Genomic DNA, 15,945 nt, shown 5'->3' on the forward strand with positions numbered 1-15,945 from the left:
GCATTGCCGCGACAACCTCGCGCAGAGGGGGCTGGAGGTGGAAGCGGGATGGCGCGGGCGCCATCCCTGGCGGGCAACGAGTCAGCAGATGTCCTGGGAACCGGCGTGGGTCACCGAGGGATGCTGCGGAAAGTGGAGGGTGACGGTGGTCCCGTGCCCCGGGCGGCTCCAGGCGGAGACGTCACCGTTGTGCATCTCCATGATCGCCTTCACTATGGCGAGCCCGAGGCCCGTGCCGCTGTGCTGGGAACCGGATTTGACCCGGTAGAACCGGTCGAAAAGGAAGGGAAGGTGTTCGGAGTAGATGCCGCACCCGGTGTCGGCGACGGCTATCTCGACGGCGCCGTCACTTCCCATGGACGAGGAAACGACGATGTCCCCTCCTGCCGGGGTATAGGCGATGGCGTTGCTGATCAGGTTGCTGAGGGCGCGGCGGAACAGGGTCCGGTCCCCCCAGAAGGAGGCGTCGCCGCGGCAGACGAGAGAAATTCCCGCAGCGCTCGCCTCGTCGGAGAAGTAGTCCAACACCTCCTCGACCTCGGCCCCGGCATCGAGCTTCTCGAACATCAGGTCGTTTTTCTCGTTGTCGGCGCGGGCCAGAAAGAGCAGCTTGTCGATCACCGCGGCCAGCCGCTCGTACTCGGTAAGACTGGAGGCGATGATCTCCTGGTACTCATCCGCCGTGCGATCCTGGGAGAGGGCGATTTCCGCCTCGAGCATCAGGTTGTTGATCGGGGTGCGCAGCTCGTGGGCGAGGTTCCCCGAGTAGTGCGACAGCCTCTGGAATGAACTCTCCAGACGGGCCATCATGGAGTTCACCGACTCGACCACGGGATGCATCTCGTTCGGGAAGCGGGCCGCCTCCAACCTGGTGTTGAGGCGGCTGCCGGTGATGGTCTTGATGGAGCAGCTGAACTCATCCAGGGGCCTGAGCCCGCGTCTGACGACGATGTAGGAACTGGGAATCGCGAATAGGAAGGCGCCGAAGCCAAAGAGAATGAGATAGGTGCGGTAGACCCGGGCCAGTTGGTCATGCTCGTTCAGGTCTATACCTATCTGCAGGCGCCACCCCCCCGCCTCGGACACCGGGTCGGTGAGCTTCACGCTCCTCAGCAGGTAGTTGCCGTCATCGTGCTGGTATTTTTTAGCCCTGGTGTCACCCGGCGGCGGAAAGGCCGAGGGCGGCAGTATGCCCCTCATGCTGGGGCAGTCGACGATGACCTTCCCCTCCCGGTCCACGATGCGCATCAGGATGCAGTTGGTGCCGGCATCCTCCCCCCGCTCTTCCGCATCCATCATCTGCCGCAGTGCGTTGAGCCCGGCGTGGGTGCCGACCAGGGCGCGCACCGAGGTGATCTCCGCCTGCAACTGCTCGCCCCCGGAATCGTGGATGTGCTGCACCAGCTTGAAGTACAGCAGCAGCGCGCACATGGTGAAGCCGATGAGGATGGAGATGATGTACAGCATGGCCAGGTTGTGGGCCATGGACCGCGTCTTCCGTGCAGGTGTTTCTTCTGCGGAAGCGGGGCAATCACTCATCGCGGTCCTCGAGCACGTAGCCTACCCCGCGCACGGTGTGGATCAGCTTCTTGTCGAAAGGACCGTCCACCTTGGCCCTGAGCCCGGCCAGCTTCACGTCCACGATCTTCAGGTTGGCGTCGAAACCTAAGTTCCAGACCGCCTCGGCGATGCGCAGACGTGACTGCACCTCGCCGGCGCGGCGTATCAGCATGGAGAGGAGCGCGAACTCCTTGGGGGTCAGCTCCAGGTGCTTGCCGGAGCGGGTCGCCTTGCGGGCGAAGAAGTTCACGGTGAGATCGGCCACCTGCACCTCGTCCTGCTGCAGCACCTGGCCGCGCCGCAACAGCGCCTGGATGCGGGCGCAGAGCTCGCCGAAGGAGAACGGCTTGACCAGGTAGTCGTCCGCGCCGGACTGCAGGCCGCAGATCCGGTCGTGCACCTCGTCGCGCGCGGTGAGCATGATCACCGGCGTGCTCTTCCCCGCCTGGCGCAGCCGCTTCACCACCTCGAAGCCGTCTATCCCCGGCAGCATGAGGTCGAGGATGATCAGCTCGTACGCCTTCTCCTTCGCCATGGTGAGCCCTTTCAGGCCGTCGCCGGCGATGTCGGCGTTGATGCTCACCTCCGCCAAACCTTTGCGCAGCTGTTCCGCGGTTTTCTCGGAATCTTCAATGATCAGGAAATTCATGCCAGACCCTTTCCAAGGCTGAGCCCGGAGTTCATCAACTGAACGCCGTGCGGTACCCCCAATAACTCCCTCCGCCTATCACGACGAAGAGCACCACATGCTTGATCACCAGCATCTTGCGCCTGGTCTTCTCGGTCTCGGCGCCGTAGAAGTTGTCCACGTAGGTGAAGCTGCGCATACCGCCGGTGGCGAAGATGACCACGGCCGCCCCGACGCTGTTCCAGAAGAAGAAGCGCTCGATCTGCGCCAGTGTCGCGGCGACCGGCGGCGCCTCCAGGCGGAAGCCGTGCAGAAGATGTATGGCGATCAGCGCGGACAGCCAGTACCCGGTCATGAAATCGTGCACGAAGCCGTTCAGTACCACGGCGATCTTTTTCACTTTGTCCATTGCGGCCTCTGCGTCAGGGAATCGGGGCGAAGGTATGGGGGTGCGACTGCGCTTCATCCTGCCCGCGCTGCATTCCCTTCACGCTCCTGACCAGCGCCTGCACCTCGGGCGGCATCTGCCCGCCCTGCTTCATCATGGCCCGCATCTGGCCGGCCAGATACGAGTTGTTGATCAGGATGTCGAAGACAGCCAGCATGAACTCCTGTTTCCAGGGGGAAAGCTCGCGCAGGTTCTGGAACTTGTGCATGAAGAACTTCTGGCTCGCCCTGCCCAGCTCGCGCTCCAGTTCCTCCAGCGTCATGTTTTTCGGCTTGATCACCGGCTCGACCAGGTTGTACTTGCGGAAATCCGTGGTGGCCACGTACTGCTCCAGCTCCGGGTAGAGCTCGGCGTAGGGCCAGGGTGCAATGGCCAGGAAGAAGGCCATGTCCGGGTTGTAGTGCTTGGCGAGCTCGATGGTTTTCGCGATGCTCTCCGGGGTGTCATCCGGCATCCCGAGCACGAACGAGGTTTCCGAGACGATGTCCGCGTTGTTGATGATGTCGATGGCCGCCTTGGACTGCTCGACCTTGGTGTTCTTGTTGAAGAGGTCCAGGGTCTCCTGGTCGCCCGCCTCGACGCCGACGTAGATGTGCTCAACGCCCGCCTCGCGGTACTTGTCCATGATGTCCGCGTCGCGCAGGATGTCGTCCACGCGGGTTTCCATGAGGAGCTTCACCCCCACCTTGCGCTCGATCATCAGGTCGAGGATGCGCACCCAGCGCTCGCGGTCAAAGGTGGGGATCTCGTCGGAGAGCATGGCGACTTCGACGCCGTAGCTGTCGCGCAGAAGCTCCAGCTCCGCCACGAAGTTCTCGGCGCTTCTCGCGCGCCAGGAACGCTCCCAGAAGAGCTGCTGCGAGCAGAACGAGCACTTCTCCATGCAGCCGCGCGACGAGGAGACGATGGCAAGCCGGGCGTTGTTCTTGGCGCGGTAGCGGTAGATGGGCCACTCGACCAGGTCCCACGCCATGGGGAGTGAGTCGAGGTCGGCGATGGGCGCCGCCTTCGGGGTGGCGACCACGGCGCCGTCGCGCCAGAAGGAAAGCCCGGGCACGGTGGCAGGGTCGCCGCCGGCGTTCAGACAGTCCAGCAGCTTGACCAGGGTCACTTCCCCCTCGCCGCGCACGACGAAGTCGACGGTGTTGTGCTCCGCCTTGAGGATGTCGTCGTAGCAGAAGGTCGCGTGGACGTTGCCGTGCACGGTGACCACCTGCGGGTTGATCTTCTTCGCCAATGCGGTCAACTCCAGCGCGTGGGCGATGGAGGCGGTGAAGGAGGTGGTAGCGACCACGTCGGGAGCGAAGGCGCGCAGACGCTCCTCGATCTCCGGCCACTTGTGCCACAGGCTCATTGCATCGTAGTAGTCAACTTCATATCCGGCGGCGCGCAGCGAGCCGGCTATGTAGACGAAGCCGACGTTAAGCCAGGTCCCCGCAGATTCCACGACACCGGAGTGGTACGGCGGCGTGACCAGGGCTACTCTTTTTATGCTCATAACCTATCCCTTGTTTATGTGAAAGCTGTAATTCAAGAAACGATTCTGCTTATTATTTCATAACAATATGCCATAGGTCACAGGAAAATCAAAACGAAAAGGACCAACACCTATGTCATTAATTCGTCGATTACAGAAATGAAACCGACCCACGCAGAATCTGCATAAGAATTAATCTTTCACGCTGCCAATACTGCTTAAAAAGTGAACAGAAGTCCAGTTCCAAAAAGGAAAGTTGCTTAACTAATAGTCACAATAATAGTCTTGACTGCTATACAACCAGTAGCTAGTATAGTGAAAATCGCTATAGTCCTTTTTATAGGAGTTTTTCATGCCCGAGACACAGAGCCTGAGCCACCGTCTCACCGACGAAATCGTCGCCATCATCGAAGCCGGAGTCGATGCCGAACTCAGCGAGGAAAGGTTCAACGACTACTGCATGCAACTCTTCGACCTGCAGTACCACAGCAACGCCATCTTCCGCGAGTTCTGCGACCTGAAGAAGGTCCGCCCCGGCGACATCAGCCGCTGGCAGGACGTCCCCATGGTCTACAACGACGTCTTCAAGACCCACCTGGTGGCGTCGTTCCCGCTGGAGCAGTCGGTGATGGCCTGTCTGACCGGCGGCACCACCAGCCTGACCCAGCGCGGCCGCATCTTCCGCGACGAGGACGGCAAGAGGCTCGTCTTCGGCGCCAACAAGATGATGACCAACTCCTATCTCTTCCCGGACTTCGAGGAAGGGAAGCGCTGCCGCATCCTGATCCTGGCGCCCAGCCCGGAGATGGCCCCGTCCATGGGGATGGCCATCGGCATGGACCAGACCCGCCAGGCCTTCGGCACGCCGGACAGCATGTTTCTTCTCGGCAAGACCGGCATCGACGTGAAGAACCTTCTGAAGGCGCTGCGTGAATCCGAGGCGAGCGGCGTGCCGGTGGCCCTCATCGGCGCAACCGCCGCCTACGTTTATTTCTTCCAGGCCTGCCGCCGCAAGAAGATCACCTTCAAGCTTCCCGCCGGCAGCCGCGTCTGTGACGGCGGCGGCTACCGCGGCCGTTTCGGCGTGGTTACCCGCGACGACTACTACAACATGGTCCAGGAGATCCTCGACGTGCCGCGCCACTTTTGCGTGAACGTGCTGGGCGAGGCGGAGACAGCCACCAACCTCTTCGACGACGCGCTGCGCCGCCACGTCAAGGGGCTCCCCGAGAAGAAGCTGGCCCGCCCGGTGCCGCCCTGGTCCCGCGTGCTGGCCATGAACATCGACGACCTCTCCCCGCTTCCCGACGGCGAGGTCGGCCTGCTGGCCCACTGGGACCTGGCCAACGTCCCCACCGTGCTGGCGGTCATCACCGACAACCTGGGCTACACCACCGACAACGGCAGGAGCTGCGAGATGGTTGGCCGCGCCAAGATAGAGAACGGCAAGGTTTCGCCGCTTCCCGACGAGGAGCGCACCATGGGGCCGATGGGGGACTCGGCCATCTTCCGCATGCTGGAGACCTACACCAACTTCTCCATCGACCTGAAGATGCGTCTGGCGAAGGACCCGAAGGTGGCCCCGAGCGTGCGCGAGGAGATCGAAGCCCGTCCCGGCTCCGTCGCCTCCTGTCCGCAGGTGGTGGACGAGATCCTCGTCTCGCAGGCGGACAAGGAAGCGGCCGAACTGCGTGACCGGTCGCTGGGAGCCTTCAAGGATCAGACCGAGCGCCCGCTCGACTGGTTCTTGGCCGAAGCCGAAAAGCAGAAGCTGGTCGATCACCCCGCCGGGCTCAAGTCGGAAAAGCCGGCTGCGGAGCAGAAGGCGAAGTAGCTTAGCACAAGACGAAGTAGCGTAATTTGAAGAGAGCAGCATCAGCCCCCGCAGGCGCCCAAGGCGCCGCGGGGGCTTTTTGTTGTGTTCCCTCTCCCTATGGGAGAGGGTGCCCGAAGGGCGGGTGAGGGCGTTTTTTGCCTGCTACATCCCTCACCCTGACCCTCTCCCAGAGGGAGAGGGGACGTGGACGTCCTCTCTCCTCCCGCTGGAGGGGGTGGTTCCTGGTTCCCAAGCTCCAGCTTGGGAACCTAATCTGGCGCATAGCTCCAGTTTTGCATCCGAGATGGCTGTAGCTTCGAGGGGCTTTGCGTTCCCAAGGTGGACCTTGGGAACGAGATTAACATCAGCCCCCGCAGGCGCCCAAGGTGCCGCGGGGCTTTTTGTTGTGTTCCCTCTCCCTATGGGAGAGGGTGCCCGAAGGGCGGGTGAGGGCGTTTTTTGCCTGCTACATCCCTCACCCTAACCCTCTCCCAGAGGGAGAGGGGACGTGGACGTCCACTCTCATCCCCCAGGAGGGGGAGGTAGGGAGGGGGAAGTTTTTCCCCTGTCCAGCCCTTCCCTACTTCTGCCTCTTCGCCCGCACCGACTCCCTGTTCGCCTTCCACTGCTCGAAGGCGATCTTGACGCCCTTTCGCACCGGCAGCTGCGACATGAGCGACAGGATGTGCGCGTAAGGGAAGCCGGCCATGGGGACCTTCATCATGTGCCGCAGCACACGGGGCAGGCTCAACTGCTCCAGGAGGCTGATGTAGAAATGCTCTTCCCTCAGCTCCGGCGTCATCATCGGATCGGGATGATCGAAGAGCGCATAGGAGCCGTTGTAGTACTCCCACCCCAGATCCTTGTAGATGTACGGCTCGTACTCGCGGGAAAGCACCGTCCCCGGGTAAGGGACGACGAGCGACGGGTGCATGGAAACGCCCAGCCGATCCGCCACCTCGATGGCGCGCTTGAAGTCGTCGAAGGTGTCCTCGCGCGACCCCAGCATGTAGAAGAGCGAGACGTCGATGCCGTGGTCCTTCAGGGTCCTGACGGCACGCTCGCGGTCCACCCCGATCTTGCCGTTGGCCTTGTACGCCTTGAGGCTGTGCTCGGAGATGGCGTCCCACCCCACCCAGACCGACAAGAGGCCGCTCTCGCGCGCCGCGTTCAGCATGCGCGAGCCTTCCGGCGCCAGCACGGGGCCGAGGCTGCCGAAGGCCATGTACTTCTTGGGGCTTCCCTTGAGCGCGGTGAAGAGCTCGATGGCGCGCTTGGTCTCGCTGCTCCACCAGATGTTCTCGTCGCCGATCTCGTACATCTTCTCGGGGATGGCGGCCACGTCCCGCACCACGTCCTCGATGGGACGGAAGCGGATCTTGGCGCCGAAGAAAGGTTTCACCGAGCAGAAGGTGCAGTTGAAGGGGCAGCCGCGCGAGGTGTTGACGATGCGGAACTGGTGGTTGTTTTTTAGCATGCCGTAGAGCGGCGTCGGCATGTTGGTGAGCTCCAACTGCTCGCCCCGGTAGAAGGACTGCAGCGTCCCGGCCCGGAAATCCTTCAGGACCTGCGGCCAGCAGCTCTCCGCCTCGCCGATGACCACGGCGTCGCCGTGCGTCTTCGCCTCCTCGGGCATGGCGGAGGCGTGCATGCCGCCGAAGACGACCTTGATGCCGCGCGCCCTAAGCGAGTCGGCGATGTTGTAGCCGGAAACCGCGGTGGGGGTCAGGATGCTGATGGCGGCCAGGTCGCACTCGACGCTCTTGTAGGCCTCGGGGGTCGCGCTGCCGGAAATCAGCTGGATCTCGATCGAGGGGTCCGCCTGGCGGGTCAGCGCCGCCAGGTATTCCAGGATTGGGGGGGCTACCGGTGTCCAGCCGAAGGGAAGCGGCGGAAAGATGATGCAAAGTTTCATGTATTACCTTAGCTTGCGTTGCCCCGCCGGGATTACAGGTCGAGCTTCTTGTTGGCGTAAATGGCGTCCAGAACGCTCTTGATGTCGGAAACCGGGCTGGCGCCGCTCTTGCCGTCCTTCATCACCACGGTCTTGGTGACCATGACTACGCCATATTCTCCGTTCGGGTAGATAACGAACTTCACCACCAATCCCTTGCTGGAGATCCCGGCCATGCGGCCCTTGACATCCAGGAGTCCAGTCGGCGCCGATCCGTAGAAGTCCACGTAGATGGTGCCCGCAGCTCCCCTCGCCTCGCGCCAATCCTTCATCTTAAAATGGCTGTACCGGTCGAAAGCCTCGCCGACCTTCATGCTGCGGTAGCCGTCCAGGGTGGCCCCCTTGATCACGTCCACCAGCCCGCGCGTCGCGAGCGGGGCGGCGGTGGTCAAGGGGCGGTGCACACCGGAGGGCGCACCTTGGGGCGGAGCTACCGCCGCCAAGGCCGCACCGCTCATCACTGCGACAAGAAGCGCCGTCACTACTAACTTTCTCATCAAACAACTCTCCAAATATTAAGAATGGTCGATCCGGAAACCTGAGTGGAAGGTTTCCAGCGAAAACGGGATGCCCCAGTAGCTTACGATCATTACCACCAGTGCGATCAGCGAATACCAAGCCAGCTTGGAGCCGCGCCATCCGAAGGTCACGCGGAGATGCAGGTAGATGCCGTAGATCAACCAGGAGACCAGCGACCAAACCTCGACCGGGTCCCAGGCCCAGTAGTTCCCTTTGACGGTGTTGGACCAGTAAGCGCCCGAAACGATCATCAGGCCGTACATGATGAAGCCGCCCGCCACGAAACGGTAGCTCTGGGTGTCGAGGACCGACAATTCCGGAAGGCGGTCGGCGATCCCGGCGGAGTCCTTCTCCTTCATGAGATACATGAGCCCGAGGCCCGCCGCTATCAGGACGGAGGCGAAACCGGTCGTCGCGCCGACGATGTGCACCCAGAGCCAGGCGCTCTGCAGCGCAGGGTTGAGCGAGGTGGCCACCTCCTTGATCAGCGTCCCAGCCCACCCCAGTAGCACGAAAGAGGTTGGCATAACAAGGACACCCAGGGGCGGCACCTTCTTCACGGTCAACTGGAACACCAGGAAGAGCAAAACCGCCATGAACACGCCAAAGGTGATCGACTCGGAGATGGTGATGAACGGCTCAACTCCGCTCGCGGCCCAGCGTAGGCCAATGCTGGCGGTGTGCGGCAGGAACCCGGCAAGGGCCGAGAGCAGACCGACGAGGTACAGCTTGTCGTACCTGGCGATCAGTCCGAAGATATAGCTGAAAGTACTAACCCCATAGAGCGCTACCGCCAGCCAGAAACAGACGAGCTCACTTTTCATGTGATCCTCCTCCAATGGAAATTAACAAACCGCAGTAGCATACCACAAGTGCACATTTTGAGAAGGAAAACCTGACGCCGTACGTTTTGGCCCCCTCAGCCTTTCCCTGCCCGTCCCTTCCTCATCCTGCCGAACGTGGTGATGATCATGCCCGCCAACCCGACCCACAGGCTCGCCAGGATCACCGGCTTGCCAGGATCGTGGCGCACATTCATGCCGACCCAGTAGCGTATCTCCTTCGCTGCCAGCGTGTGCCCGCCGGCGCTGAAGTGCTGTCCCACCGGCGCCTTCCCGGCGGCCGCAGGTTGTTCCTGTTGCGGGATTTCACCCTCGCGGTAAGGCCAGACCTGGAAGAAGACCTCGCCGCTTCGATCCTTGACCGGGTCCGGGCGGTAGGCCACCTGCAGGCTGTACAGGGGGGAATCTTGCGGGAACGGGAAGCTCCCGGCCCCCTCCTTGGTCCCGGTCGTGTAAAGGTAGGAATTGTCCTTCTGCTTGAGACTCTGCAGCGGGACATGCGCCCCGTAAAGCTCCTTGCCCGTCTTGTCGCTGAGCACGATCAAGGCCGAATACCCCTCCTTCTCGGGAAGGTACTTGACCCCCTTGTAGTCGAGGTTGTTGGTGATGTAGATGACCTCGCGCCGCTTGTGCCCGGGTTCGCCCACCTCCACGTCGTAGGCCGCCCGTTTGTCCTCCCCGCCGACCCGGTATCCGCGGATCATTTTCACCAGGGTGGTCTCACCCTTGAGCCGTGAGAAGCTGAAGAAACGCCCCTGCCGGTAACCGTCGTAGCTGTGCGGGTCGGAGTTTTGCAGGGTCTCCCCCTCCGTGAGCCGCAGCGACCCTTGGAAGAAGAACAAAGAGTCGTAGACGATGGCGAGAAACATCGCGACGAAGCTCATGTGAAAAAGGATCATGCCGAAGGAGATTACCGTGATCCTGCGATGCCAGATCCTGCCAAAGAAGCAGCAGGCGACGTTGACCACAAGCAACACCAGCAGGGCGTTGAACCACAGGGTGCTGAAGATGGTGAGCCACGCCTGCGCCCCCCTGACGACGGTGACGCCGGCCAGGCAGCAGACCAGGATCGCCACCAAAAGGGCCATGGCGAGGCGGGCAGATGCAAGAAAATCGTAGATCATCCTGGGGATGCGGTGGATCGGGTGGTACCTGGGCTCGACCGGAAAGCTCTCCGTTTCCGCCACCAACTCTACTTCGTCACGCTCATTCCTGGTCATATCAATCCTGTCCAAATCCCTTATCGTGCGAGTCCAGCGGTTCAACCTTCCACCAAAGCTCCCGGCCGCTCTTCACGCCGTACGCCACCGATTTCCCGTCAGAGGTGAAGGTGGTCTCGAAAACCATCTCGTAGGAGGGGTGCCGGCGCACGGTTCTACCTTGCAGATCGGCCACCACCACGAAACGTTTTCCCTCTTTGCGGGCGCGGTAGACCACGAACCTGCCGTCAGGCGAAAAGACCGGGCTCACCACCCTGTCGAACAGAGGACCCTCCTTGTCGTTCACCACGAGGCGCATCTCGTTGCCCGTGACCGCCACGTAGGCGTGGTCTCCGTTCGAGCTGTAGGTCAGGTCGCCGGCATCGGCATAGAGCTTGTGGCGGGACTTGCCGGCAAAACCTTCGTGCAGCAAGTAACCCGCGTTGGTGGCGAGGATGACACCAGCCCCCTTGCGGTCGGGGCGCACGGCAGGCGCCGCCATGATCCCTCCATCGGGCAGGGGTTCTTCCTTGCCGTCCAGCACCAGCAGACGGGTGGTGCCGCGGCGCGCCAAGTAGGCCAGGGAAGCCCCGTCAGGGCTGAAGGAGAGGTCGCTGATGGCGTCGTAGTCAGCACCACGGGATACCTGGTCGGGAGCCGCGAAGCTGAAGCGGAGCACCCGGTACTTTGCCCCATCCTGCTGCACCGTGGCGATCTGGGTCAGGTTTTTACTGACCACAGTCCCAAGCATCCGCATTTCCTTGCGGCTTTGCTGCACCAAGCCAAGGTCGCTCACCACCAGGCGGAAAAGGCCGTCCTGCTCCGTGTTCTCAATCAGCAGGATTTTGCTGCCATCGGCGCTGAAGACCGGTTTCTGGTAATACTGCACCACCCCGTCGGATATCCTGCCGTCGACGACCACGTGCCAGTGCTTGCCGGTGAGGGCCTCATAGGCGAGGTGGCGCCCATCGGGGCTGAAGACCGGATCTCCGACCTCGTTGAAGGTCTCCCCCTCAGCACCGTTGTCGACCATGCGCCACTGCCCGCCACTAACGGCTCCGTACGCGATGCGGCGCCCGTCCCGGCTGAGGGCGACCCCGCCGACCCCCTGGTACACCTTCCCCCGGGCGCCGTTGTGTACCACGCACGCGCCCTCAGGGCCCGACGTGAGGTAGGCTTCCCCTTTGCCGAGGGAGCTGAAGAAGACGGTGAACTCGGGCGCCTGACCTGGCGAGGGGGCCGTATGCTGGGCGGTGATCCCCTGCTGCGCGACGGGGGCGTCCTGTTCTGCAATGGTTGCCAGCCGTGCGCTTTGCGCGGCGACGGTGGTGTCGACCGTACCCGAAACAGCCTGTGAATCCTGCTTTTTCCCGTTGCAACCTGCGCCTGCACAAAGGGCCAAGGTCAGCACCATAGCTGCGATTGTTTTAAAGTTCATGTGGTACTCCGTGAAGCTGCCTTCGGTGTATCAGCTTGGCGCACCGGGCGAGGTCCGGCAGCCGGACGACTCCGGCCGCGTAGCCGCCAGATGAGGAGTCAGTAGATGGACCGGGCCGTTTCGACGTAAACGTCGTGACTGCCGACGCGCACCCGCTTGAAGGTGATACTGTCACCGCGGTCTCCGTCCAGGCTCACCCCGGTTCGGAGCATGATCCGACCTTCAGTCGCCGGGGTTTCCGGCGCAACGGCACTAATCATGAGACGCAACCCGGGCCCAGGCCTCAGCTCGACCGGGAAGTCAACCTCATCAGGCTCGTGCGGCTTGCGGATCGCCTCGAGCGTTTCCCTCTGGTTACGGCTGGCGAGATGGATCACCCCGGCGTAGCGCAACTGCGATAGGTCCAGGGTGCGCTGCCCGGTTATGTCAGCGGAGGCCGGTATCGTGGAGCGGTCCCGCATCAGCGTCCCCGATGCGGCGATGGTCGGGCTATCTCCGATGACCACCCCGTCCCCCACGTAGATGTGGGACGTGCCGTTGCCGTCGCCAAGGGTCATCGGGCTCGCGTTGTCACCAACGTTGCAGCTGGTGGTGCGGTCTTTAATCCTGATCGGACCGGTAGTGGTCCCGATGTTGATCTTCTCGCAGTGGTCGCCGATCACTACGCCGTCGCTGCAGACTCCGATGCGGATGTGGTTGCTGAAATCACCGATCACGATGTCGCCGTTGGCGTGGGCAATGTGAATGGTGCGTGTGTTGGCGCCGATCGTAATGTGGTTGCAGCCGTCGCCGATCAGGACCTCGTAGGTCATGGTGTCGTCGCCGGTGCCGACCACGATGTTGGCATGGCCGGCGCCGTTGGTCTTGCCGATCCGGACCGAAGCGATGTTTTTGGGATCGGGCGAGTTGTTGAACGGGTACAGGTCCAGGAATCCCGCCTCGAAGTTGGCGACCTCCGTGAACTTCCCTGTGGCGGGGTTGCGGCCACGCCGGTACTTGATCGCCCTCCAGTCCTCGTAAGAAGCGACGTTTTTCTGGAAGTTCTCCCGGTACACGATGCGACCCCGGTCGAACGCGGCATCGTCGAGGGCGTTCACCAACTCATAGCGGATGAGGTCCTGCGGAAAGCTCTCGGAAAGGGCGACAGGATCGAGGGAAGTGGCGGTTGCGGCCGTGACCTGCAGCACCTCCACCGGGCCGGTGTTCACCTCTTTGGTATAGGGGATGGTGTGCCTGGTGCGAAAGTCGGAGACCCGATACCTGCGCCCCGGCTGCAGCCGCGCATGTTCGGCAAGCTCTCTGAGTTGGAGGTAGGAAACGGTGACGATGTCTCCGGAGTCGGAAACCCCGGCCGCCCCCAGTGCGGCGGTGCCGAGCCCGCCGAATGCCTGCAGTACCAGGGCGGTGGTGAGAAGAATAACCCGTATGAGCGCAGCGGCAGCGCGACATCTGCTGCCGCTGTCATGAAGCGGAAGTGCCATGTGATACCTTGTAGCGTTTCGGCGCCGAATCGCCAAGCCTGTATGCGCTCCAGCGCGGAGGCCTCACCGCAAGCGGTGAGGCCTCGTGTTGTGACCGGATTTCAGCTGCGCCTTCGTTAGAAGGTGCCGCCGGCCGTGTAGGTCTCGGTACCCCTCGAGCAGGGGCTGACGCTGCCGCCCATGCAGGTCGGGGTGTAGGTGGAGCCGCCGATCTTCTTCGGCATGTGGTTCGGGAAGATCTGCGTGTTCCTGATGAAGGCGTAGGGACGAGCGTTTACCTGCGCCGGGGTACCCGTAGAGGTGCCCGCCCACCTGCCGGTGGAGGTGATCTGGGTGGCGTTGGTCGGCAGCACGTTGTTGCCGTGAACGTCCATCGCGCGCACCGGGCGTACCGCCGCGGTGTTGTAGGAGCTGCCGTGGCACTGGTTGCAGCCGTACGGTATGAAGGAGCTCATCGCGCCGGAACCGCCGGAGGAGAACGCCGAACCCGTCCCGTGGTTGGTGCTGGTACCCGGGATGTGGCAGATGCGGCACAGGGTCGCAGCGGTCGTCGAGGTCGGCGAGGTGGTGCCGCTGATCGGTACGCCCGTGGTCGCGTTGGTGGCGACCGGGTAGCCCCTCAGCGTTACCGCGTTGCCGTGAGCAGCGACGGTGCGCGTGGTGAGCGGCGTACCGACCACGTTGTGGCAGTCGAAGCAATGGATAACTACGCCCAGCGAGAGGGTGCCCGAGGTGCCCCTGGTGCCGGTCGGCTTGTAGGGGTCGTTGTTCTTGGCCGCCGTCGGGAAGTCGCGGTTCAGAGGCGCCAAGACCGGGTGCCTCGAGGAGTTGGTGGTGGCGAGCTGACCGGCGACGTTGATGAGACCGCCGGCCTGAGCAGCGCCGTTCGCCACGGTGTAGGTGGCGCCGAGGTTCACCCCGCCGAAGGGCATGTACTGGGTGCCGGTAGCGTTGCGCGCGGTCGTGTTCTTCGCGCCGTCAGCATCGTGGCACTTCAGGCAAAACTTCTGCGTGACGATGTTTGCGATGGTTTCCTGGGTGGCGCTGCTGGTCCTGCTCCCCGCTACGAACGAGGTGGTGAAGCGCTGGAACGTGAAGGCGGTTCCGGCGATGTTGGTAATCGGGGTCTCCCCCTGGACGTCCGGGTCGCGCAGGTCTATGTTGCCGTCCTGGTGATAGGTCGCGCTCCCCTTGCCGGTAGCGGAGTCACCTTCCAAGTGACAGACGATGCAGTCGGCGTCGGTGACGGCACCGCGCCCGCTCTTCTTGTGTCCCCAGGCGAGGCCGAATTCGGTGCTGACCGCCGCAAGCTGCACCCCTGCCCTCCCCTTGGTGCGGGTGATGGGGACGGAGTGGCAGCCGACGCAGCCCAGCTTCGACACCCCCCACACGGCTGTGCCGTGGCAGGAAACGGTCGAACAGCTGCTTCCTACGGCGTTGTAGGTGTAGGTGAAGGTAGTGCCGGAGACAGGAGAGAGGTTGTAGCTACCCGTGACGTGGTTCGCTGCGTTGGTTATGGTGGTGCCGGTGGTCGTGGTGGCGTTGTGGCAGACCTCGCACCCCTTGGAGCTATGGTTCGCGTGGCTGTTCATCTTGGGGGCGGCAGCGGTGTGCACGATCACTTTGACGCAATCGATCTGGATATTGGACGCGGTGGTGTCGTTGTCCTTCACGATGACGCCGAAGTTGGCCGCCTGAATCTCGGCCGGGGTCCAAGTGGTGCCCCAGAGGTCGGTCGGAGTGGTGTTCACCATCACCCAGCCGTCGGTGGTCGGCATGGTTACGGTCTTGGCGGTGCCTGCAACCGTGGTGTTTCCGGTCTTGGTCAGGGCGACGTTGACCAGGCCGGTGGTGTTCAGGCCGTGCAGCGCGACGGTGATGCCGGTCACGGTATCGCCGGTGGTGAGCCCGGCGGCGGTCATGTTGAAGGTGGTCAGCACCAGCGGCTGCGCCGTGGTCCCGGTGTACACAGCGTAGGAGCTGTCTTCCACCAGCGCGTTGGTGCCGTTGGTCCAGCCGGTGCTGGTGGGCGCGGCTGTCGGATTCGAACGGATCGTGGTGTAGCCAGGGGCGCCGTTGGTGCCGGATTCGGTGCCGTGGCAGCTGTTGCAGGCGGTGCTCCCTCCCCATGCGGGGGAGGTCCCGGAAATGGTGCCGGTGGCAACCGAGGTCCCCTTGGAGTGGCAGTAGGTGGCCGAGCAGGTATTGCCGCTGAAGGCGGCATTGCTGACCGCGAAGCTGGCCCCCTTGCCGTAGGAGGCGCCGGTGTTGCCGTTGATGGGCACCGCCATGTCGATGTTGCCGTTGGCGTGGTTCGCCGCGGCGTTGTTCACGTGGCACTTGGTGCAGGCGTAGGCGTACTGGCCGGCGCCGGAACCGGAGTGGGTGACGTGGGAGCCGGGAAACTGGCCGGTGGTGCCACCGACGCGGCTTGCGTTGTCGACCGGCGGGTTGCCGTGGCAGTCCGTGCAGGTGAGCGCGGACGCCGTGCCGGGGATGCCGGCGCAGGCGGCGATGACGCCTGCGACCAGCAATGTCTTTGCAAAATTTTCCTTGAAAACGTTCAGCATTATATCTGCCTCC

12 protein-coding genes are annotated in these 15,945 nt (G+C 62.9%); 1 reads left to right on the forward strand and 11 read right to left on the reverse strand.

The window, feature by feature from the left end:
* Window positions 1-81: 81 nt before the first annotated feature.
* From H7687_RS20040 to H7687_RS20055, 4 genes are read right to left on the reverse strand one after another with little or no spacing between them, the layout of a single operon-like run.
* Window positions 82-1,485 carry a heavy metal sensor histidine kinase gene (locus tag H7687_RS20040; protein ID WP_246405028.1) on the reverse strand — a complete coding sequence of 468 codons (1,404 nt, stop codon included), beginning with the start codon at window positions 1,483-1,485 and terminating at the stop codon, window positions 82-84.
* Between the two features lie 46 nt (window positions 1,486-1,531).
* Complete coding sequence (locus H7687_RS20045) at window positions 1,532-2,209, reverse strand: heavy metal response regulator transcription factor (protein ID WP_183350742.1); 678 nt, start codon at window positions 2,207-2,209, stop codon at window positions 1,532-1,534.
* 34 nt (window positions 2,210-2,243) lie between these two features.
* The gene (locus H7687_RS20050) at window positions 2,244-2,597 is read right to left on the reverse strand and encodes a hypothetical protein (RefSeq protein ID WP_183350744.1); all 354 of its coding nucleotides are present in this window, start codon (window positions 2,595-2,597) and stop codon (window positions 2,244-2,246) included.
* Window positions 2,598-2,610: 13 nt separating this feature from the next.
* Window positions 2,611-4,134, reverse strand: coding sequence for a B12-binding domain-containing radical SAM protein (locus H7687_RS20055; RefSeq protein WP_183350746.1), 1,524 nt, complete (start codon window positions 4,132-4,134; stop codon window positions 2,611-2,613).
* A gap of 331 nt (window positions 4,135-4,465) precedes the next feature.
* Between H7687_RS20055 and H7687_RS20060 the strand changes: the two genes are divergently transcribed.
* A complete protein-coding gene (locus H7687_RS20060; RefSeq protein WP_183350748.1) occupies window positions 4,466-5,947 on the forward strand; it encodes a LuxE/PaaK family acyltransferase in 1,482 nt (493 codons plus the stop codon).
* A gap of 562 nt (window positions 5,948-6,509) precedes the next feature.
* Here the strand turns inward: H7687_RS20060 and H7687_RS20065 are convergent.
* The 7 genes from H7687_RS20065 to H7687_RS20095 all read right to left on the reverse strand — a co-directional run bounded on the left by H7687_RS20065 (window position 6,510) and on the right by H7687_RS20095 (window position 15,932).
* Window positions 6,510-7,844 carry a B12-binding domain-containing radical SAM protein gene (locus tag H7687_RS20065; protein ID WP_183350750.1) on the reverse strand — a complete coding sequence of 445 codons (1,335 nt, stop codon included), beginning with the start codon at window positions 7,842-7,844 and terminating at the stop codon, window positions 6,510-6,512.
* Window positions 7,845-7,876: 32 nt separating this feature from the next.
* Window positions 7,877-8,380, reverse strand: a complete 504-nt coding sequence (locus H7687_RS20070; protein WP_183350752.1) for a hypothetical protein — start codon at window positions 8,378-8,380, stop codon at window positions 7,877-7,879.
* A gap of 18 nt (window positions 8,381-8,398) precedes the next feature.
* Window positions 8,399-9,226, reverse strand: a complete 828-nt coding sequence (ccsA, locus tag H7687_RS20075; protein ID WP_183350755.1) for a cytochrome c biogenesis protein CcsA — start codon at window positions 9,224-9,226, stop codon at window positions 8,399-8,401.
* A gap of 95 nt (window positions 9,227-9,321) precedes the next feature.
* Window positions 9,322-10,464, reverse strand: a complete 1,143-nt coding sequence (locus H7687_RS20080) for a cytochrome c biogenesis ResB family protein (protein ID WP_183350757.1) — start codon at window positions 10,462-10,464, stop codon at window positions 9,322-9,324.
* A gap of 1 nt (window position 10,465) precedes the next feature.
* Entirely contained in the window at window positions 10,466-11,881 is a 1,416-nt protein-coding gene (locus tag H7687_RS20085; protein WP_183350759.1) for a TolB family protein, read from the reverse strand.
* 98 nt (window positions 11,882-11,979) lie between these two features.
* The gene (locus H7687_RS20090; RefSeq protein ID WP_183350761.1) at window positions 11,980-13,362 is read right to left on the reverse strand and encodes an LbetaH domain-containing protein; all 1,383 of its coding nucleotides are present in this window, start codon (window positions 13,360-13,362) and stop codon (window positions 11,980-11,982) included.
* A gap of 116 nt (window positions 13,363-13,478) precedes the next feature.
* Window positions 13,479-15,932 (reverse strand): CxxxxCH/CxxCH domain c-type cytochrome, encoded by a 2,454-nt coding sequence (locus tag H7687_RS20095; RefSeq protein ID WP_183350763.1) that lies wholly within the window; start codon window positions 15,930-15,932, stop codon window positions 13,479-13,481.
* Window positions 15,933-15,945 lie beyond the last annotated feature (13 nt).

The organism is Geomonas paludis (genome assembly GCF_014193585.1).
Taxonomy (GTDB): Bacteria; Desulfobacterota; Desulfuromonadia; order Geobacterales; family Geobacteraceae; genus Geomonas; species Geomonas paludis.